Annotated in this window: 14 protein-coding genes; 4 read left to right on the top strand and 10 right to left on the bottom strand. The window is 71.1% G+C overall.

From position 1 onward, the window contains the following. Positions 1-2 precede the first annotated feature (2 nt). Positions 3-1,808: an autotransporter assembly complex family protein gene (locus D466_RS0102200; protein WP_196803400.1), complete on the bottom strand. Its 1,806-nt coding sequence runs from the start codon at positions 1,806-1,808 to the stop codon at positions 3-5. A gap of 173 nt (positions 1,809-1,981) precedes the next feature. Here D466_RS0102200 and D466_RS0102205 point away from each other — a divergent pair, with 173 nt between their 5' ends. Continuing rightward, positions 1,982-2,620 (top strand): FMN-binding negative transcriptional regulator, encoded by a 639-nt coding sequence (locus D466_RS0102205; RefSeq protein WP_018912061.1) that lies wholly within the window; start codon positions 1,982-1,984, stop codon positions 2,618-2,620. Positions 2,621-2,658: 38 nt separating this feature from the next. On the opposite strand, the gene D466_RS0102210 is transcribed toward D466_RS0102205, so the two are convergent. Genes D466_RS0102210 through D466_RS0102230 form a run of 5 tightly spaced genes read right to left on the bottom strand, consistent with a single transcriptional unit; the run spans position 2,659 to position 8,827 of the window. Continuing rightward, positions 2,659-2,883, bottom strand: coding sequence for a formate dehydrogenase subunit delta (locus D466_RS0102210; RefSeq protein WP_018912062.1), 225 nt, complete (start codon positions 2,881-2,883; stop codon positions 2,659-2,661). Then, positions 2,880-3,776 carry a formate dehydrogenase accessory sulfurtransferase FdhD gene (gene fdhD, locus D466_RS0102215; protein ID WP_018912063.1) on the bottom strand — a complete coding sequence of 299 codons (897 nt, stop codon included), beginning with the start codon at positions 3,774-3,776 and terminating at the stop codon, positions 2,880-2,882. Before fdhD ends, D466_RS0102210 begins: the two co-directional genes overlap by 4 nt. Next, complete coding sequence (fdhF, locus tag D466_RS0102220) at positions 3,773-6,703, bottom strand: formate dehydrogenase subunit alpha (RefSeq protein ID WP_018912064.1); 2,931 nt, start codon at positions 6,701-6,703, stop codon at positions 3,773-3,775. Before fdhF ends, fdhD begins: the two co-directional genes overlap by 4 nt. Before the next feature lie 37 nt (positions 6,704-6,740). Next, complete coding sequence (locus D466_RS0102225; RefSeq protein ID WP_018912065.1) at positions 6,741-8,309, bottom strand: NADH-quinone oxidoreductase subunit NuoF; 1,569 nt, start codon at positions 8,307-8,309, stop codon at positions 6,741-6,743. Beyond that, positions 8,306-8,827 (bottom strand): formate dehydrogenase subunit gamma, encoded by a 522-nt coding sequence (locus tag D466_RS0102230; RefSeq protein ID WP_018912066.1) that lies wholly within the window; start codon positions 8,825-8,827, stop codon positions 8,306-8,308. The genes D466_RS0102225 and D466_RS0102230 overlap by 4 nt, the downstream gene beginning before the upstream one ends. Before the next feature lie 172 nt (positions 8,828-8,999). Here D466_RS0102230 and D466_RS20290 point away from each other — a divergent pair, with 172 nt between their 5' ends. Continuing rightward, positions 9,000-10,127 carry a substrate-binding domain-containing protein gene (locus D466_RS20290; protein WP_018912067.1) on the top strand — a complete coding sequence of 376 codons (1,128 nt, stop codon included), beginning with the start codon at positions 9,000-9,002 and terminating at the stop codon, positions 10,125-10,127. A gap of 191 nt (positions 10,128-10,318) precedes the next feature. Beyond that, a complete protein-coding gene (locus D466_RS0102240) occupies positions 10,319-11,953 on the top strand; it encodes an OFA family MFS transporter (RefSeq protein ID WP_038164765.1) in 1,635 nt (544 codons plus the stop codon). A 112-nt stretch (positions 11,954-12,065) separates the two neighbouring features. On the opposite strand, the gene D466_RS24645 is transcribed toward D466_RS0102240, so the two are convergent. From D466_RS24645 to D466_RS0102255, 3 genes are all read right to left on the bottom strand, one after another. Further along, a complete protein-coding gene (locus tag D466_RS24645) occupies positions 12,066-13,928 on the bottom strand; it encodes a methyl-accepting chemotaxis protein (RefSeq protein WP_018912069.1) in 1,863 nt (620 codons plus the stop codon). Between the two features lie 92 nt (positions 13,929-14,020). Further along, positions 14,021-16,333: a bifunctional diguanylate cyclase/phosphodiesterase gene (locus D466_RS20295; RefSeq protein WP_018912070.1), complete on the bottom strand. Its 2,313-nt coding sequence runs from the start codon at positions 16,331-16,333 to the stop codon at positions 14,021-14,023. Continuing rightward, a complete protein-coding gene (locus tag D466_RS0102255) occupies positions 16,330-17,145 on the bottom strand; it encodes a metallophosphoesterase (RefSeq protein ID WP_018912071.1) in 816 nt (271 codons plus the stop codon). Before D466_RS0102255 ends, D466_RS20295 begins: the two co-directional genes overlap by 4 nt. Positions 17,146-17,269: 124 nt before the next feature. On the opposite strand from D466_RS0102255, the gene D466_RS22615 reads away from it, so the two are divergent. After that, positions 17,270-19,330: a sensor domain-containing diguanylate cyclase gene (locus D466_RS22615; protein ID WP_018912072.1), complete on the top strand. Its 2,061-nt coding sequence runs from the start codon at positions 17,270-17,272 to the stop codon at positions 19,328-19,330. Here the strand turns inward: D466_RS22615 and D466_RS0102265 are convergent. Continuing rightward, positions 19,291-19,806, bottom strand: coding sequence for a GNAT family N-acetyltransferase (locus D466_RS0102265; RefSeq protein WP_018912073.1), 516 nt, complete (start codon positions 19,804-19,806; stop codon positions 19,291-19,293). The two genes, D466_RS22615 and D466_RS0102265, sit on opposite strands and share 40 nt — an antisense overlap. Positions 19,807-19,914: the final 108 nt, after the last annotated feature.

Here is a 19,914-nt window from a genome sequence, read left to right on the forward strand (position 1 = left end):
CATCAGAAGCTCACGCCCGCGTTGAACTCGATGCGCGTCGAGCCGATCGCGCGCCCGTGCGCGAGGTTGACGCTCACCAGCCCCACCGGGCTGCGCCAGCGCACACCCACGCCGTAGCCCAGCACCGGGTGCAGGCTGTGAAAACTGTCCGCTGCGTTGCCGGCGTCGGCGAACAGCGCGACGCCCCAGCGCGGCAGCACCCAGTGCACGGCGTCGACGCCGGCGGTGAACAACGCGCGCCCGCCCACCACGGCACCGTCCTGCACCACGCCCAGGCTCTGGTAGGGGTAGCCGCGCACCGAACCGATGCCGCCCGCGCGGAACAGCACCTGCTGCGGAATGCCGTCCGCCGAGGGGCTCAGCACCTGGCCCAGCTCGGCGCGCAGGATCAGCTGGTTGTCCGGGCCCAGCGGCAGGTACTGCAGCGCGTGCAGGTCGATGCGCACGAAATTCTGGTCGGACAGCAGCGCCCGCGCGCCGCCGCTGATCTGCGCGCTCAACAGGTTGCCCCGCGTGGGGTCCAGCGGACTGTCCAGGCGCCGGCGCGTCCAGGTGTAGCCGGGCATCAGCGCCATGTTCGACGACACCGGGCCCCCGGTGAGCTGCTGCTGCTCGTTGATGAAGCGCAGCGACTCGATGGTATCGATCGGGCCGTCGCTGCGCCGGCGCTGCAGACCCAGGCTCTGGCTGCGCGTGGTCAGTCCCTGGATGTCCGAGTGCAGGAGCTGGGTGTCGATGCTGTAGCTGGCACCGTCGTGACGCTGCGGGAACTGCAGCGTGGCGCCCAGACTTTGCTGCAGGGTCTCCAGCTTGAGCGAGCTGCTCAGGCGCAGCGCGCGCCCGAACAGGTCCAGGTTGCCGTAGTCCATCTGGGTGCGCGCGCCGGTGTTGGTGCTGTAGCCCACGCCGAAGCCCAGGCGCTGCGCGCGCTGCTCGACCAGGTTCACGACCACCGGCAGCAGCTCGCCGCGCACGGCCGACAGCGGCGCGCCGACGGTCGCGCTGCGGAAATAGCGGCTGTCCTGCAGACGCGCCTGCAGTTGCAGCAGCTGGTCCTGGGAGTAGGGGTCACCCTGCGACCAGGGGGCCAGATTGCGCACCACGGACTCGGGATAGCGCCGCAGCCCGTGCACGCTCAGCGGACCGAAGCGGAAATCGGGGCCGGTGTCGAAATCCACCGAAAGACGCGCCGCGTGCCGTGCCGGGTCCACCAGCGCGCGGCTGGCGACGATGCGCGCCGCCGCATAGCGCCGCGTGCTCAGGCGCAACAGGGCATCGCTCTTGGCGGCCTGCCAGTCGGCGCTGTCGAACACGCTGCCGTCTCCCAGGCTCCAGTGGCGCAGCAGTTGCTCCTGCAGCGCGGGCGCCGGGCGGCCGTCGGGCCCGAGCACGCGCAAGCGCACGGCCGCCACGCGGCTGGGCTCGCCGGGCTCCACGCGCAGCACCACGCGCTGCGGGCGCCGCGTGGCGTCCAGGCGCGCCTCGACCCTGGGCGAGAAATAGCCCAGGGCCTCCAGCACGCGGCGCGCCTGCGCCGGCACGGTGTCGACCAGCGAGCGCAGTTGCTCCTCGCGCAGATCGCCGTAGTCCCGCCAGCGCTCCACGTCCAGGCTGCGACTCAGCACGCCGCGCAGTTCCTTCGGCGCCTCGATGTCGACCACGTAGGAGACGCCGCGGGGCGCCGAGGCGCCCCGCGCCGGCGCCACCGCGGCCGCGCCGGCGGCGCCCGGCAGGGCCAGCGCGGCGGCCAGCAGCCAACCCGCGCGACGCAGGGGCCGCGCCGCGGGGACAGGGACGCGGCGCGGCACGGAACGGAGGTGGCGCGGAAGCTGGATCGGCATGGGTGCTTGCGCCCGGCCGGCGTTCGGCACGAACGCGGACCCGGCAGACGGCATTATGGCTTCGCAGCAAATTCACCCTGTGCCCAGTCGGGTTTGCGAAGGCACAATCCAGGCTTGCGCAACCGGGAGGAGCCCGCGCCATGTACCTGCCCTGCCATTTCGCCGCCGAGGACCCCGCCGAGGTGCTGCGTCTGTTGCGCGCGCGCCCGCTGGCCACGCTGGTCACGCAGGACGCCGAGGGCCTGGACGCGAATCCAGTGGTGCTGCTGCCCGATACCGACGCGCAAGGCCGCCTGTCGCGCCTGCGCGGCCACGTGGCGCGCGGCAACCCGCTGTGGCGCCGCGCCGGCGCGGCGGGTTGCGAAGTGCTGGCGCTGTTCCACGGCGCGCAGGCCTACATCAGCCCGGGCGCACACCCGCGCAAGGCGGTGGACGGCAAGGTGGTGCCCACCTGGAACTACCTGATCGTGCAGGTGGCCGGGCGGCTGCGCGCCATCGACGACCCGGACTGGCTGCGCGCGCTGGTGGGCGAACTGACCGACACCCACGAGAGCGCGCGCGAGCAGCCCTGGGCCGTATCGGACGCACCGGAGGACTACGTGCGCTCGATGCTGGCCGGCGTGGTGGGCATCGACATCGAGGTGCTACGGGTCACGGCCAAGTTCAAGCTCAGCCAGAATCATCCCGAGCCGGCGCGCGCGGCGCTGGCGCGGGCCCTCGAGCAAGGCGCCGGCGACGACGCGCGCGAACTCGCGTCGCGCATGCTCGGCGCGTACTAAGGCCGGCGCGGCCGGCGCCGGGACGCGCCCGGAGCGCCTCAGGCCAGGAGCTGGCGGTGTTGGCGCAGGGCTTCCAGCACCACCGGCTCGATGCCCTTGCCGCCCTGGGCGTCGATGTAGTCCAGCAGTTCGCGGCGCATGCGCGGCTCCCAGAAGCGCTTGACGTGCATGGCGATGCCTTCCAGCGCCTCGCCGCGGTCCGGCATCGCCTGGAAGAACTGCCCGATGCGGTTGACCATGGAGATCAGGTTTTCGGTCTTCATGTGCAGAGCTGGCTGGTCGTGGTTTCGGGGAAGGATGCGGGGGCGGCTTCGAGGGCGATGCGCTGCGCCCCGCTGTACACCACCAGGTCGTCGCCGCGCGCCAGGCCGACCAGGCACATGCCGGCCTCGCGCGCGCTGCGCGCGGCCAGCGCCGTGGGAGCCGAAACGGCCACCAGCACGGGCACGCCGGCCTGCGCGGCCTTTTGCACCATTTCGACGCTGGCGCGGCTTGTGATCAACACGAAGCCCTGCGCGGCATCGGCGCCGGCGCGCGCCATGGCTCCGATCAGCTTGTCCAGCGCGTTGTGGCGCCCGACGTCCTCGCGCAGCAGCAGCAGCCGGCCTTGCGGGTCGCACCAGGCCGCCGCGTGCACGGCCCCGGTGGCCGCGTTCAGGCGCTGATGCTCGCGCAGCGAACCCAGCGCCCGGGCCACCGCGCGGGAACCCAGGGGCGTGCCCCGCGGGCGCGGCAGCGCGCGCAGCGGGCGCAGCGCCTGATCGAGGCTGTCGGTTCCGCACAGCCCGCAGCCGGTGCGCCCGGCCAGGCTGCGCCGGCGCTCGCGCAGGCCTTCGAAGCAGCGTGCCGCCACCTCGATCTGCAGCGTCAGCCCGCACGGCTCGCGCAGCACCTCGCAGTCATAGACCTCGGCGGCGCGCTCGACGATGCCCTCGCCCAGGCTGAAGCCCAGCGCGAAGTCTTCCAGGTCCAGCGGCGTGGCCAGCATCACGGCGTGCGACACGCCGTTGTACTGCAGCGCCACCGCGACCTCCTCGGGCAGCCAGTCGTCGACCTGCTGCGCGAGCCCGCCGCGCCAGCGCAGCACGTCCAGGCTGCGCGCGCCTTCGCACAGCCCACGCATGCCGGGCCCATCGGCGCCGCGCGCTGGCTTCATGTGGCCGCCACTTCCTTGCGCCCGGGCGCGGCCCCGGCCTCGCCCAGCGCATGCCCGGCGTGGCGCTGCGCCAGCAGCTGCTCCTGGGTGCGGCTGAAGCGCGTGTACTCGCGCTGCCAGCTCGAGGGCTGGCTGACCGGCATGACCTGCACCGCCGTCACCTTGTACTCCGGGCAGTTGGTCGCCCAGTCGGAGCTGTCGGTGGTGATCACGTTGGCCCCCGACTCGGGGAAGTGGAAGGTGGTGTAGACCACGCCGGGCTGCATGCGCTCGCTGACCTGGGCACGCAGCACGGTCTCGCCGGAACGGCTGGCAATGCCCACCCAGTCGCCGTCGCGGATGCCGCGGTCCTCGGCGTCGTGCGGGTGGATCTCCAGGCGGTCCTCCTCGTGCCAGCGGCTGTTCTCGGTGCGCCGGGTCTGCGCGCCCACGTTGTACTGCGACAGGATGCGCCCGGTGGTCAGCAGCAGCGGGTACTTGGGCGTGACCTTCTCGTCGCTGGCCACGTACTCGGTCAGGATGAAGCGGCCCTTGCCGCGCACGAAGGATCCGACGTGCATGGTCGGCGTGCCCTCGGGCGCCTGTTCGTTGCAGGGCCATTGCACGCTGCCCAGGCGGTCGATGAGATCGAAACTCACGCCGTGGAAGGTGGGCGTCAGCGCGGCGATCTCGTCCATGATCTCGCGCGGATGGCCGTAGTGCATCGGGTAGCCCAGCGCGTTGGACAGCAGCTGCGTGGCTTCCCAGTCGGCGTAGCCGGCCAGCGGGGGCATCACCTGGCGCACGCGCGAGATGCGGCGCTCGGCGTTGGTGAAGGTGCCGTCCTTCTCGAGGAAGGACGAACCGGGCAGGAACACGTGCGCGTACTTGGCGGTCTCGTTCAGGAAGATGTCCTGCACCACGATGCATTCCATGGCCGCCAGCGCGTGCGCAACGTGCTGGGTGTCGGGATCCGACTGCACGATGTCCTCGCCCTGGCAGTACAGCCCCAAGAAGGAGCCGTCCAGCGCGGCGTCGAACATGTTGGGAATGCGCAGGCCCGGCTCGGGCTGGATGTCCACGCCCCAGGCCTGCTCGAACTGCGAGCGCACGGTGCCGTCGGAGACGTGACGGTAGCCGGGCAGTTCGTGTGGGAAGGAGCCCATGTCGCAGGAACCCTGCACGTTGTTCTGGCCGCGCAGCGGGTTCACGCCCACGCCCTCGCGCCCGACGTTGCCGGTGGCCATGGCCAGGTTGGCGATGGCCATCACCGCGGTCGAGCCCTGCGCGTGCTCGGTCACGCCCAGGCCGTAGAAGATCGCAGAGTTCGGACGCCGCGCGCCCAGGCGGCCCTCGGTGTCGCCGGTGGCGAACAGGCGCGCGGCGGCGCGCAGTTCGGCCGCGGGCACGCCGGTCACGGCCTGCACCGCCTCGGGCGAATGCTCGGCACGGGCGACGAATTCACGCCACTGCTCGAAGGCCCTGGCTTCGCAGCGCTCGGCCACGAAGGCCTCGTCGACCAGGCCTTCGGTGACGATCACGTGGGCCAGCGCGTTGAGCACGGCCACGTTGGTCCCGGGACGCAGCGGGAGATGGTATTGCGCCTGCACGTGCGGGGACTTCACCAGGTCGATGCGCCGCGGGTCGACGACGATCAGCCGCGCGCCCTCGCGCAGGCGCTTTTTCATGCGCGACGCGAACACCGGGTGGCCGTCGGTGGGGTTGGCGCCGATGACCATGATCACGTCGGACTTCTCCACCGACTTGAAGGTCTGCGTGCCGGCGGATTCGCCCAGGGTCTGCTTCAGGCCGTAGCCGGTGGGCGAGTGGCACACGCGCGCGCAGGTGTCGACGTTGTTGTTGCCGAAGGCCGCGCGTACCAGCTTCTGCACCAGGTAGCCTTCCTCGTTGGTGCAGCGCGAGGACACGATGCCGCCGATGGAATCGCGACCGTGCTTGGCCTGGATGCGCTTGAACTCGGAAGCCGCGTAGCCGATGGCCTCCTCCCAGCTCACTTCCTGCCAGGGATCGGCGATGCTCTTGCGGATCATCGGCGTGGTGATGCGATCCTTGTGGGTGGCGTAGCCCCAGGCGAAGCGCCCCTTCACGCAGCTGTGCCCCTCGTTGGCCGCACCGTCCTTCCACGGCACCATGCGCACCACCTGGGAGCCCTTCATCTCGGCCTTGAAGCCGCAGCCCACGCCGCAGTAGGCGCAGGTGGTGGCGATGCTGTGCTCGGCCTGGCCCAGCTCGATCACGCTCTTTTCCATCAGCGTGGCCGTCGGGCAGGCCTGCACGCAGGCGCCGCAGCTCACGCACTCGGAATCCATGAAGGTCTCGCTCATGCCGGCGGCCACGCGGGACTCGAAGCCGCGCCCGCTGATGGTCAGCGCGAAGGTGCCCTGGGTCTCCTCGCAGGCCCGCACGCAGCGGTTGCACACGATGCACTTGGCGGGGTCGTAGCTGAAGTAGGGGTTCGACTCGTCCTTCGCGTCCGACAGATGGTTCGCCCCCGCGTAGCCGTAGCGCACGTTGCGCAGCCCGGTCACGCCGGCCATGTCCTGCAGCTCGCAGTTGCCGTTGGCGGCGCAGGTCAGGCAGTCCAGCGGATGGTCGGAGATGTACAGCTCCATCACGCCCTTGCGCAGTTCCTGCAGCCTGGGCGACTGGGTGCGCACCTTCATGCCGGCCTCGGCCGGCGTCGTGCAGGAAGCCGGGAAGCCCTTGCGGCCGTCGATCTCGACCAGGCACAGCCTGCACGAGCCGAAGGGCTCCAGGCTGTCGGTGGCGCACAGCTTGGGAACCATCACGCCGGCCTCGGCGGCCGCGCGCATCAGCGAGGTTCCCTCGGGAACCGTGACCTGCACGCCGTCGATGTCCAGCGTGACCTCGCGCTCGGATTCGCGCCGGGGGGTTCCCAGGTCGGCTTGCTTGAGTTGCTCGAGCATGGTTCGTGTCTCCGTGTCGGGGAATGCGCCGGGTGCTTCAGGCCGCCGCCGCGCCGGCGGCGTCCAGTCCGAAGTCCTGCGGGTAGTGGTTCAGGGCCGACAGCACCGGGTAGGGCGTCATGCCTCCCATCGCGCACAGGCTGCCGTGCACCATGGTGTCGCACAGGTCGCGCAGCAGGTGCACCTGCTGCGCGCGCTGCGCGGCGTCGCTCGCGCCGCGGATGCGGTCGATGACCTCCACGCCGCGGGTGGAGCCGATGCGGCAGGGCGTGCACTTGCCGCAGGACTCGATGGCGCAGAACTCCATCGCGTAGCGGGCCAGCCCGGCCAGGTCGGCGCTGTCGTCGTGGGCGACGATGCCGCCATGGCCCACCACCGCGCCCACCGCAGCGTAGGCCTCGTAGTCCAGCGGCAGGTCCCACTGCGACTCGGGCATGTAGGCCCCCAGCGGGCCGCCCACCTGCACGGTCTTGATCGGGCGCCCGCTGGCGCTGCCGCCGCCGAAATCGAACAGCAGTTCGCGCAGGCTGACGCCGAAGGCCAGTTCCACCAGGCCCGGACGCTTCAGGTTGCCGGCCAGCTGGATGGGCAGGGTGCCGCGCGAGCGGCCCATGCCGAAATCGCGGTAGAAGGCCGCGCCGCGCGCCAGGATCAGCGGCACCGAGGCGAAGCTGATCACGTTGTTGATCACCGTCGGCTGCCCGAACAGCCCGGCGATCGCCGGCAGCGGCGGCTTGGCGCGCACCACGCCGCGCTTGCCCTCCAGGCTTTCCAGCAGCGCCGTTTCCTCGCCGCACACGTAGGAGCCCGCGCCCAGGCGGGCCTCCAGGTCGAAGGACCGGCCCGAGCCCAGGATGTCCTCGCCCAGGAAGCCGGCCTCGCGGGCCAGCACGATGGCCCGCTGCATCGTGCGCATCGCGTCGGGGTATTCCGAGCGGATGTAGACGTAGCCGCGGGTGGCGCCGCTGGCCAGGCCGGCGATGGTCATGCCCTCGATGAGCATGAAGGGGTCGCCCTCCATGGTCATGCGGTCGGAGTAGGTGCCCGAGTCGCCCTCGTCGGCGTTGCACACCACGTATTTCTGCTCCGCCAGCGTGTTCAGCACGGTGCGCCACTTGATGGCCGTGGGGAAGGCGGCGCCGCCGCGCCCGCGCAGGCCGGATTCCATCACCTGCTCGACGATCTGCGGGGCCTGCAGGGCCAGCGCGGCACGCAGCCCGGCCCAGCCTTCGTGCGCCTCGTAGTCGGCGAGGGACAGCGGGTCGGTGATGCCCATGCGCGCGAAACACAGCCGCTGCTGGCGAGCCAGGTAGTCGATCTTCCCGGTGGGGCCGTGGCACAGCGGGTGGGCCGCGCCGCGCAGCAAGCCGGCATCGAGCAGCCCGGCCACGTCCCCCGGCTGCACCGGGCCGTAGGCGATGCGCCCATCGGCGGCCGCCACCTCGACCAGGGGCTCGAGCCAGAACATTCCGCGCGAGCCGTTGCGCACGACGTTCACGTCCAGCCCGCGGCGCGCGCATTCCTCGCGCAAGGCCTGAGCCACGGCGTCGGCGCCCAGCGCCCGCGCGGCGGAATCACAGGGAACGTACAGGGTCACGGTGCTCATGACTGGCCCTCCTCCAGCGCATCGATGCAGGCGTCGAAGCGCGACGGGGTGACGCGCGCGTGCAGGTCCTGGCCGATCATCACCGCGGGCGAGGCCGCGCACAGGCCCAGACAGTACACCGGTTCCACCTGGAAGCGGCCCTCGGCGTCGCGGCAGGCATGGCTGCCGGCGGCGTGGCCGTCGCAGCCGGTGCGCCGCAGCACGTGCTGGTACAGCGCCTCGGCGCCCATGGCCTGGCAGGACTCGGCGCGGCAGACCTGGATCACGTGGCGCGCCGGCGCCTCGGTGCGGAAATGATGGTAATAGCTGATCACGCCGTGCACTTCGGCGCGGGACAGGTTCAGGCCGCGGGCGATCTGCGGAACCACCTCGCCGGGAATGTAGCCGACGGCCTCCTGGATCTCGTGCAGGATGGGCAGCAGCGGGCCGGGCTGGCCGGCCCAGCGTGCCAGGGCCTGCGCCGCGACGTCCTCGGCGCCATCGCCGGAACGCGCCGCGCCTTGCTGGGTTTCTCGCATAGTGTCTCCTGGCAGGGTATTGCGGGACCACCGACCGCAGCGCCACGGCAAACCGCGCCCACGCCGCCGGACTGCGTCTGTTCTCCAACCACTTTAGGATCCGTGCATGCGTTGCGCAATATGCTTCGTCCGACGCATTTCATAAGAAACCGGGTTCCTAAGGCATAACCCTATGTTCGAGGTCACGATCGAAGCCCGCTGGACCCTGCGCCTGGACGGCGGCCCCGCGCTGCCGGGGCGCACCATCGCGCTGCTGCTGGCGGTGGCCGAGCACGGCAGCCTGCTGCGGGCCTGCGCCGAGGTGGGGGTGTCGTATCGCCATGCCTGGGCGCTGATCCGCGAAGGCGAGGCGCTGCTGGGCATGGCGCTGCTGGAGATGGAGCGCGGCAAGGGCTCGCGCCTGAGCCCCCTGTCGGAAAAACTGGTGTGGGCGCAACGCCGCATCGCCGCCAGGCTGTCCCCCACGCTGGACTCGCTGGGCTCGGAGCTGGAGGCCGAGATCGGCCGCGTGCAGCACGAGAACGACGCGGTGCTGCGCATCCGCGCCAGCCACGGTTTCGCGGTGGAGTCCCTGCACCAGCGGCTCAACCGCGACGGCGTACTCAACGAGCTGCGCTACTGCAGCAGCACCGACGCCGTGGCCTCGCTGGCGCTGGACAACTGCGACCTGGCGGGCTTCCACGTGCCTATCGGCGAGTTCGAGCCCGCGGTCATCGAGCACTACCGGCGCTGGCTGCAGCCGGCCACGCAGCGCGTGATCGGCCTGGCCACGCGGCGCGTCGGCCTGATCATCGCGCGGGGCAACCCGAAAAAGATCTACGGCATCGAGGATCTGGCGCGCGACGACCTGCGCTTCATCAACCGCCAGCCCGGCTCGGGCACGCGTTTCCTGCTGGACCTGCTGCTGCGCCGCGGCGGCATCGAGCCCGCGCGGGTGCACGGCTACGAGCAGTGCGAGCTCACCCATGCGGCGGTCGCCGCCTACGTGGCCAGCAACATGGCCGACGTGGCCTTCGGCGTGGAGACGCCGGCACGGCGCTTCGACCTGGATTTCGTGCCGCTGCACAGCGAGCGCTATTTCCTGCTGTGCCAGGCCCGGCGCCTGGGCGACGCGGTGCTGCAGCAGACCCTGCGCACCCTGTGCAGCGCCGAGTTCCGCGCCTCCGTGGACCAGCTCGCCGGCTACCAGGCCGACAACGCCGGGCGGGTGTTCGAACTCGGCGAGGCCTTTCCGGGGGTGTGGGCGCAAGGCGCCCGCGCGCGGCGCGCGAAGCCACGGCCACGCGGCGACGCGGCCTGAGCAGTGGCCGCGCTCGACCAATAGCGGAACTCACCGTTCCAATTATTCAAGATCAACCCCCTCGTATACACCACCCTCGGGTTCCACCTCCTAGATCCTTCGCTTCGTATGCGGTTATAACTAGTGGTGAAGCGGCGGCCCATGGAGCCTCCGCTCGTTCCGTTCATGACACCGAGTCCCGAGGAGACGAAATGTCCGAGGCTATGACCCAAACCCTGGCCGCACCCGGCCTGCTGGACCGCGCGCGCATCGTCGCCGGCCCGCGCTTCAACCGATGGCTGGTTCCGCCGGCCGCCCTGGCCATCCACCTGTGCATCGGCATGGCCTACGGTTTTTCCGTGTTCTGGCTGCCGATGAGCAAGCTGCTCTCGGGCAGCGACGCGACCTGCCAGGCCGCGGGACTGGGCACGCTCATGTTCTCGACCAGTTGCAACTGGAGCGTGCCGATGGTCACCTCCACCTTCGAGATGTTCATCGCCGTACTCGGCCTGGCGGCCGCGCTGTGGGGCGGCTGGCTGGAACACGCGGGCCCGCGCAAGGCCGGCTTCATCGCCGCGCTGTGCTGGGGCGGCGGCATGGTGCTCGGGGGCATCGGCGTGTCCATGCACCAGCTCTGGCTGCTGTGGCTGGGCTGCGGGATCATCGGCGGCGTCGGCCAGGGCCTGGGCTACATCACCCCCGTGTCCACGCTGATCAAGTGGTTCCCCGACCGCCGCGGCATGGCCACCGGCATGGCCATCATGGGCTACGGCGGCGGCGCGATGATCGGCGCGCCCATCGCGGTGGCGCTGATGAAGCACTACGGCGCCGGCAACGCGTCGGCCGGTGTGTCCGCCACCCTGATCACCATGGGCATCCTGTACCTGATCGTCATGTCTCTGGGTGCCTTCGGCATGCGGGTTCCGCCCAGCGGCTGGAAGCCCGAGGGCTGGACCGAGCCGACCAAGGCCAAGGCGATGGTGACCAGCAAGCACGTGCATCTGGACACCGCCTGGAAGACGCCGCAGTTCTGGCTGATCTGGGGTGTGCTGTTCCTGAACGTGACCGCCGGCATCGGCGTGATCTCGATGGCCAGTCCGATGCTGCAGGATGTGTTCGGTGGCCACCTGATCGGGCTCGACGCGACGACCGCGCTGAGCACCGCGCAGAAGGCGGCCATCGTCGCGTCGGCGGCCGGCCTGGTGGGCCTGATCAGCCTGTTCAACAGCCTGGGACGGTTCTTCTGGGCCAGCATCTCCGACCACATCGGGCGCAAGACGACCTACTACCTGTTCTTCATCATCGGCATCGTGATGTACCTCAGCCTGCCTGTGCTGGGGCACCATGCGATGGCGGCGGCCTTCGTGGTGGCGATCTGCATCATCCTGTCCATGTACGGCGGCGGCTTCTCCACCGTGCCGGCCTACCTGGCCGACATCTTCGGCACGCAGATGGTGGGGGCCATCCACGGGCGCCTGCTCACCGCCTGGTCGGCGGCGGGCATCGTCGGACCCTTCCTGATCGCGCACATCCGGCAGGCGCAGATCAACGCCGGCGTGGCCCACAACCTGGTGTACGACGGCACGCTGCACATCCTGGCGGGCCTGCTGCTGGTGGGCCTGATCCTCAACTCCCTGGTGCGTCCGGTGCACGAGAAGCACCACATGGACGAGGCACGCCTGGCACGGGAGAAGTCGCTGCAGCACGAGCAGCAGGGCGCCGACGGCGCGCACAGCGCGGCGCGCGGCAGCTTCGGCACCCTCGGACTGGTGTCCTGGCTGGCCATCGGCATTCCCTTCCTGATCGGCGTGTACATCGCGCTGACCAAGGCCGCGGCCTTGTTCTGAACCAGGCCCGGGCCGGCAACGGCCCGGGGCCGCGCGGCTCGCCCGCGACGAAAAAGCCAGGCATCGCGCCTGGCTTTTTTTCTGCTCCGCGAGCCGCCGCCGCGGCGTGGCCTCAGGGGAATCCCACGCGCAGGTTGCCCCACTGGCGCTCGCCCACGCGGATCGGCACGTCCAGTTCGCGCAGCACCTCCCCGGTGTCGCGCGCATAGATCATCAGGTGGATCGGCTTGGTGTTGTGCGCCGCCTCCAGGCCCGCGGCGTCGTTGAACATGCGCATGGCCCGGTTGCCCACCAGATCCTTCTGGGGATCGCCGGTCAGGGGCTGGTCGTAGATGGTGTTGTGGGTCGGCGTATAGCCATTGCGGTCCACGGCGAAGGCGAAGCGCAGCGTCGGGCTCCGGCCCAGCGTGCGGTCCAGCAAGGGCTGCACGCGCCGCTTGAACAGATCGCTGGCGCGGGTGCGGAACTTCGGCGGCTGCGAGCCCGGAATCGGCACGTACTGTTCGTCGAACAGTGCCTCGGGGGCTATCGCCCCCTCGGCCAGCGCCTGTTCCAGCGCCCGACCGATCTCCCGTGCGCCTTCGACGGCCGCGCGCGACGCCATGCTGAGTTCGGAGCCGGTATCGAAGTCCAGCGTGGCCTCGAGCAGCACCTTGTTCTGGTTCAAGGTCTCCAGCAATTGCGCGGACATTTCCTGCGCGCCCTGGATGCCCTGCTCGTTGGCCTGGCGCACGCCCGAGGCCATGCGCTCGAAACTCCCCGACAGCGCGCCCACCGCCTCGCGTGCCGACAGGCTCAGGCGCCGGATCTCGCCGAACACCTCCTGGTTGGCCTCGATGCCGGTGCGGATGTCGGCGAAGCCCTGCACCACTCCGCCCATCTGCTCGGAGCTGCGCTGCACCGCCTCGCCCAGGGTCCGCGACACCTGGCGCGCCACCGCCACCGAGGCCTCGATGGCCTCGATGGACTCGCCGGCCGTCACCACGGTCTGCGCCACCTTGGTGGCCAGCCGGCGCACCTCGTCGGCCACCACCGCGAAACCGCGCCCGGCCTCGCCGGCCCGCGCGGCTTCGATGGCCGCGTTCAGCGCCAGGAGATTGGTCTGGCCGGCGATGTCGCGAATAACCTGCAGCACCTGCGTGACGCCCTGCGCATGCTGGCCGATGCGGTCGAGTTGCTGCGCGTTGCGCGAGGTTTCGTCGCTGAGGGTCTGGAATTGTTCGCGTGCCCCGCCCACGTCGCGCTGGCGCGTCTCGCAGACCTGGAAGATCTGCTGCGCGCGCTCGGCGGCGCCGGCAATGTTGTGCTCGACCGCGTGCGCGGCGTCCACCACCTGCCCCACGCCTTCGCCCACGCGCTGGATCAGGACCTCCTGCTCGGCCTGGCGCTCGCGGAACACCTGCACCGAGGCGCTGGGCGAGAAATAACCCCGCGCCGCGGCCAGCCCGACCTTGGTCGAGCCCTGTTCCCAGGCCAGGGCCATGTCGCGCAGGAAGGCCAGCACCTGGCGCGCCTGGCCGTCCAGGGCCGCCAGTTCCTGCTCGGTCGCCGCCACCGGGCGCCGCGACAGGTCCTGCAACAGGCGCTGCGCGCCGCCCGGCTCGCCGGCCTGCGCCGGCCCCGGCCACGACAGGTGCAATCCGCAGACCCGATCCTGCTCGTCGCGCAGGGGCCGCAGCAGCAGGCGCGATGCGCCCGCGTCCAGTTCGGCCTGCTCCCGCGCGCCGGCGGCGAGTTCGCGCAGCGCGCCCATGAAGGCGGCCTGATCCAGGCCCAGCGCCTGCGCCCAGGCGGCCAGCGTGGAGCCCTCGGCCACGCCGAGTGGCTCGAGCACGCTTCGAGCCGCGTCGTTGAGATGGACGACGAGGCCGCCGGCGGAGCCGTCCGCCTGCGCCAGCATTTCGCAGCTGCGCAGCGGCGCCAGGATCTGGCGCAAGGCATGCAGCGCGGTGGGGTGGAAGTTTGGTTCGGCCATGGACCCGGGGACCTCGTCCTTAGCCAGACGACACAAGGCCGCGGGACTTGAGGCTGCGCGCAGCTGCCGGCGAGGTGCCGCGAGCGGCCCGCTCAGGGCAGCTCGGGTCGCCCCCAGAGAAAACCCTGCCCCCAATCCACGCCCAGGCGGCGCATCAATTCGAAGGTCTGTTGGGTTTCGATGCCCTCGGCGATGGTGACGATGCCCAGGCCGGCGGCCATGGAGCGGATGGACTCCACCATGGCCCGCGCCCGCGGCTCCTCCACCGCGCGCTGCACCAGCGCCTTGTCGATCTTCAGGTAACGCACCGGCAGGTCGAGCAGGTACAGGAAGGAGGAATAGCCGCTGCCGAAATCATCCAGCGCGAGCTCGAAGCCGAAGTCCAGCAGGGGCTGGAGCATCTCGCGGGTCTCGCGCAGATTGCCCAGCAACTGGCGCTCGGTGATCTCGATCACCACCGGGGCCGGCTCGCCGGGGCGGCGCGGCGGCAGGGCCGCCAGGAGTTCACGCGCGTCGCCGAGCAGGCCCTGCACCATGTCGCTGCGCGAAAGAAAGTCGGCCGAGCAATTGATCAGCAGCTTGGCCCCTGCCTCGCCATCGCCCTCGCCGATGCGCCCGGCAACATGCTCCAGCGCGCGCCGCGAGACCAGCGCATCGATGCTGTGTTCCAGGCGCAGGTGGTGCGCGGCATCGATGAAGGCCGCCGCCTCCAGTTCCTCGCCTTGAGGCGTCAGCAGGCGTGCCAGGGCTTCCTGGCCCACCACCTGGCCGCTGTGCAGGTCGATGAGCTTGTGATAGGCCACGCGCAGGCGCCGCTGGTGCAGCGCCTGCTGCAGGCGCGAGCCCACCGACAGGCTGCCGCCGTGCTGCGCCTGGGCCGCGCGCACCTGGTTGCGCCCCGCGCGCTTGGCGTCGTAGAGCAGCGCGTCCAGGCGCGACAGCAGACGCTCGGCGCTGCCGCCCGCCCCCTCCCAGATGGCGACGCCGAAGCTCGCCGTCATGTGGATGCCGTGCTCGCGGTGCACCACCACCTCGTCGGCGATGGCCGAACGCAGACGTTCGGCCACCTGGCAGCCCTGTTCCAGGTCGCTGCCCGGCAGCAGCACGAGGAACTCCTCGCCGCCCCAGCGCGCGAGCTCGTCCTGCGGGCGCAGCTGCTGGCGCAGCAGCGCGGCCACCACGCGCAGCACCTGGTCGCCGGCCTGATGCCCGTAGGAGTCGTTGAGCACCTTGAAGCGATCCAGGTCGAGCAGGATCATCGCGAAACCCATGCCCTGCTCGCGCGCGAGGCGGATCGCCTCGCCGAGGGCGGCGTCCATGCCGCGCCGATTGAGCAGGCCGGTCAGCGCGTCGCGCAGCGCGAGGTCGCGGTTGTAGCGAATCTGTTCGCGCAGCGCGTCCTGCGTGGCCTCGCGCGCGCGCTCTTCCGCCCGCAACCCGCGCAGCCCCTTGCGCAACAGCCAGGTGCCCAGCAGGCCGCTGCCCAGCAGCGCCGCCAGGATCGGCGCCATCGCACGCAGCCAGGTGGCGTAGACGGTGGCGAAGGGCAGGTTCACGCCGATCACGAAGGGCAGGCCCGGGCGGCGCAGGAACACGCCGAGCACGGCGTGGCCCACCGCCGTCGGCGAGCCGACGAAGGAGCCCTGCGCGGCCTGCGGGTGCAGGCGCAGCTGGCGCACCAGCACGCCGCTCTGCACGTAGCCGTAGCCCAGGCGCGAAGGCTGCGGACTGCGCATCTGCAGCAGGTGGTCGTCCTCGCGCAGCGCGACGATGGCCGCATCCGGATAGGGCACGCGCAGCTGCGACAGCAGCCCGTGGAAGATCTGCGGGTGCACCAGCACCAGCCAGCGCGCGCCGCCGACCTCGGGGTCGAGACGATGCAGGTTGGCCACCAGGAAACCCTCCCGCCCCCGCCCGGCCGAGGGATCGGGCGCCGGCGGCGCCACGCAGTCGCGGCGCGCGGCCGCGCAGCCGCGCCACGCGGCGCGGGTCAGCGGGCTCAGCGCCGGATCCTGCCCCGGGTACAGGGGCAAGGCGCCGGCCTGGCGCACGGGGCGCCCCTGCGCGTCGAGCAGCAGCGCGGCGCGCAGCGAGGGGTTGTGCCGCAGCAAGTCCCGCAGGACATCGTCGGGGGGGCGGGAGGCCAACTGCTCCTCCGCAAGCTCCTGCTTTTGCCGATATTCGTCCAGACGAGCACCAAGTTGCGCCGCATATTCACTGGCGTAAGCCCAGAGCAGGGAGCGCGCGCTGCGCTGCACCGCGCGCCATTGGTAGTAGCCGGCGGCAAGGCCCACGCAGACCAGGAAGATCAGCAGCAAGCCCCAGTAGCGCAGCACCAGGGCGCTCGAGGCCCGCGCGATGCCATCGGCGTCCCGCGCGGGCGCCTGGGCGGACGTGGAGTTCACCAAGGCTCTCCCAGGCGGATCAGGCATTCCGGGCGAAAGGCCGGGTTCTCGAATTCCAGCTCGGCGGCCTCGGCCGCCTGCTCGATGCGCCGCGCGTTGCCCCGCGGGTTGGCCACCACCCGGCACGCGCCGCCGCCGCCGGACACGAGGTAGTCGAAGCTGTCGTGCACATGCCCGTGCAGCCAGGCCCGCGCACCGGCCAGCAGGGGCTCCAGGCGGCTCGCGTAGGCGGGGTTCACCGGGTGCCCGGCGAATCGCGGATGCACCGAGCGGGCGCTGGGCGCGTGGTGCGTGATCACCACCGTGGGCCCGTCGAAGGGCCGCGCCAGCGAAGCCTCCAGCCAGGCGCGGCAACGCCGGTGCTCGGCCAGCGCGTCCTCGGGCGTGAACAGGCGGGGGCCGACGTGGATCACCGCGTGGTCGCGCATGCGGCGGGCGCAGGCCTGCATCTGCTCGCGCGCATCCATCGGTTCGTCGAGCGCGTAGTCGGTCCACAGCGTGCAGCCCAGCCAGCGCACGCCCCCGAAGCTGCATTCGTCGCCGTCCAGCACGGTCACCCGGGTGCCCTCGGCGGCACGCCGCAACTCCTCGCGCGTGCGCTGCCAGTCGGCGTCGAAGAATTCATGGTTTCCCGGCACGTACAGCACGGGCACCGGCCAGTCGGCGAACAGGCGCACGCCGTCCGCGCGCGCCCCGATGTCGCCCGCGAGCACCAGCAGGTCGGCCGCCGGAGCGGGCCTGATCAGGGTTTCGAAGGGAAATCGTCGCGCCAGACGCTCCAGGTGGAGGTCGGAGGCGAGCTGGATGATCATGCGCCCGATTGTGCTTGAGTCGGCGGGGCGCGGGCCGGCTGCGTCGCGCAATGCCGACCCAGGGTGTGGAATACGACACAAATCCGCGTCGGGGCGTCGATTCACACATTCGGATCGTTAGCATGTGTACGTGGAGATCCGCGACTTCAACCTCCTGGCGCGCCCCGCCGCGCTGCGCTACGCCGCCGCCACGGCCATCGTCGCGGCCGCGCTGGGCTTGCGCCTGCTGTTGCTGCCGGTCGAGGAACGGGTGGCCTACATCACCTTCTATCCGGCCATCGTCCTGGCCTACTACCTTTGCGGCAGCGGCCCCGGGCGCTGGGCCACGCTGCTGGCCGCGGTGGCCGGGCTGTTCATCTTCACGCCCCCGCACTGGTCGCTGCTGAGCACCCGCGCCGGGCTGCTGGCGGCGCTGTCCTTCCTGGTGTCCTCGATGCTGATCGGGCTGGTGATCCGGGCCTTGCAATCCACCGGGGCGCGCCTGCGGCACACCTTGCAGGATCTGCGCGACGCGCTGCGGCACCTGGAGACCAGCGAAAGCCAGCTCAGCGCCATCGTGCGCGACCAGAGCGACCTCGTGCTGCGCTTCGGGCAGCAGGGCGAACTGCTGTTCGCCAACGACGCCGCGCGCGATCGCTTCGCGCTGGGCGACAGCGACCCCGGGGACCTGGGCTGGGAGACGGTGGTGCATGCGCCGGACCTGCGCATCGTGCGCCGCGCGCTGGCCCGGCTGCGCCCGGACGCGGCCGCCGCCCAGGTGGAACTGCGGTTGCGCAATCCCGGCGGCGGCACGCGCTGGTACGACCTGCAGCTGCAGGGACTGTTCGACGCGGGCCGGCGCCCGGTCGAGGTCCAGGTCTCCGCTCGCGACGTGGACCCGCGCAAGCGCCTCGAGCGCAAGCTGGCCGAGACCAGCGCGGACATGCAGGATCTGTACGACAGCGCGCCCTGCGGCTACTTCTCGCTGGACGACATCGGGCGCTTCATCCGCATGAACCAGCAGACCTGCGCGCTGCTCGGATGTACGCCCGAGCAGGCGCTGGGCAAGCTCGGCCCGGCCGACTTCACCACGCCGCAAAGCCGGGCCGTGTTCGAGCAGCGCTTCGTGCAGATGCGAGCCGGGGAAGCCCCGCGCCCCTACGAGCTGGACGTGGTGTCCCTCGACGGCGTACGGCGGCACCTGCACATCCGCAGCAGCGTGCTCAGCGACGACGAGGGCCTGTTCCTGCGCTCGCGCTCGATGATGCTCGACATCACCGAGCTGCAGCAGGCGCGCGCGTCCCTGCAGGAACTGGTTCGCGAACAGGACGCGATGCTCAACAGCGAGCTGCTGGGCATCGTCAAACTGCGCAACGGTCTCTCGGTGTGGGTCAACGCGGCCGCCGAACGCATGTTCGGCTACGCGAGCGGCGAATTGCTGGGCCAGTCGCCACGCATCCTCCACCCGCCAGGCGCGGACTACCAGGCCATGGAGGCGCGGGCCTTCGGGCTGCTCACGCAGCAGGGGACCTTCCGCAGCCAGTTGCGCATGCAGCGCAAGGACGGCCAGGCGCTGTGGATCGACCTCAACGGCGCCATGCTGTCGCGCGAACGCGGCGAATCCCTGTGGATGATGCTGGACGTCAGCGTGCTGAAGCAGCGCGAGCAGCAGGCCACCGAACTCGCCCACCGCGACAGCCTCACCGGCCTGCCCAACCGGCTGGAACTGCGCCAGCGCCTGGACGAGGCCCTGGCCTGGCATGCGCGGGCCGGGCTGCGCCTGGCCCTGTGCTTCGTCGACCTCGACGGCTTCAAGAGCGTGAACGACCGCCACGGCCACCAGGCCGGCGACCTCGTGCTGGTGCACACGGCCCGGCGCCTGCAGCGCGCGGTGCGCGGGCATGATCTGGTGGCGCGCCTGTCGGGCGACGAATTCGTGTTCGTGCTCACGCGCCTGGCCTCGCCCGACGACGCCGTTCCGGTGATCTCCCGCATGCTGCCGCTGTTGTCCCAGGGCGTGGACCTGGGTGAGTCGCGGCTGGCCCAGGTGTCGGGCAGCATCGGCGTGGCGCTGTTCCCGGACCACGGCACCGACGCCGAAAGCCTGCTCCTGCGCGCCGACGCGGCGATGTACGAGGCCAAGCGGGCCGGGAGGGCCCAGGTGTGCTACGCCGCCGACGGCGCCGCGCGGCCCGGCGCCGCCTGAGCGCCAGACCCCGTCAGATCGAGCCCGAGGAACAGCACCCCCTCGAGCGGGTTGTATACGTAGGCCTCGATGGGCTTGAAACCCATCGAGGTGTACAAGGCCACCGCCTCGCGCATGCTCGCCAGCGTGTCCAGGCAGATGCGCCGGTATCCCGCGGCGCGCGCGTGCTCGCAGATGTCCTGCGCCAGGCGCCGCCCCAGGCCCAGGCCGCGCGCCGCCGGACGCAGGTACAGACGCTTCATCTCGCAGTCGCCGTCGCGCAGCGCGCGCAGCGCCACGCATCCCAGCGCCTGTCCGGAGTCGTCGCGGGCCAGCAGCAAGGCCCCGCCGGGGCTCGCGTAGCGCCCCGGCAGTTCGGCGAGTTCCTGCTCGAAACCCTGGAAACACAGGTCGACGCCCAGGCCCTGCGCGTACTCCCGGAACAGCTCGCGCACCAGTTCCAGGTCCCTGGGCCAGGCCGCCGGCTCAATTCGCATTGCGCGACGCCTTTTCACAACATGCGAAGCAAAGCCTCTTGGCAAGTCCAAGGGTTAACCCTATATTCGGGTTAACACCAACGCCCGAACCGGGCAGCCGATCCCCTC

The organism is Thiomonas sp. FB-6 (assembly GCF_000377645.1).
GTDB lineage: Bacteria > Pseudomonadota > Gammaproteobacteria > Burkholderiales > Burkholderiaceae_C > Thiomonas_A.

Coding starts and splice junctions, on each gene's coding strand:
- D466_RS0102205 (WP_018912061.1), top strand. CDS start 1,982: ATGTACCTGCCCTGCCATTTCGCCGCCGAGGACCCCGCCGAGGTGCTG.
- D466_RS0102210 (WP_018912062.1), bottom strand. CDS start 2,883: ATGAAGACCGAAAACCTGATCTCCATGGTCAACCGCATCGGGCAGTTC.
- fdhD (WP_018912063.1), bottom strand. CDS start 3,776: ATGAAGCCAGCGCGCGGCGCCGATGGGCCCGGCATGCGTGGGCTGTGC.
- fdhF (WP_018912064.1), bottom strand. CDS start 6,703: ATGCTCGAGCAACTCAAGCAAGCCGACCTGGGAACCCCCCGGCGCGAA.
- D466_RS0102225 (WP_018912065.1), bottom strand. CDS start 8,309: ATGAGCACCGTGACCCTGTACGTTCCCTGTGATTCCGCCGCGCGGGCG.
- D466_RS0102230 (WP_018912066.1), bottom strand. CDS start 8,827: ATGCGAGAAACCCAGCAAGGCGCGGCGCGTTCCGGCGATGGCGCCGAG.
- D466_RS20290 (WP_018912067.1), top strand. CDS start 9,000: ATGTTCGAGGTCACGATCGAAGCCCGCTGGACCCTGCGCCTGGACGGC.
- D466_RS0102240 (WP_038164765.1), top strand. CDS start 10,319: ATGTCCGAGGCTATGACCCAAACCCTGGCCGCACCCGGCCTGCTGGAC.
- D466_RS24645 (WP_018912069.1), bottom strand. CDS start 13,928: ATGGCCGAACCAAACTTCCACCCCACCGCGCTGCATGCCTTGCGCCAG.
- D466_RS0102255 (WP_018912071.1), bottom strand. CDS start 17,145: ATGATCATCCAGCTCGCCTCCGACCTCCACCTGGAGCGTCTGGCGCGA.
- D466_RS0102265 (WP_018912073.1), bottom strand. CDS start 19,806: ATGCGAATTGAGCCGGCGGCCTGGCCCAGGGACCTGGAACTGGTGCGC.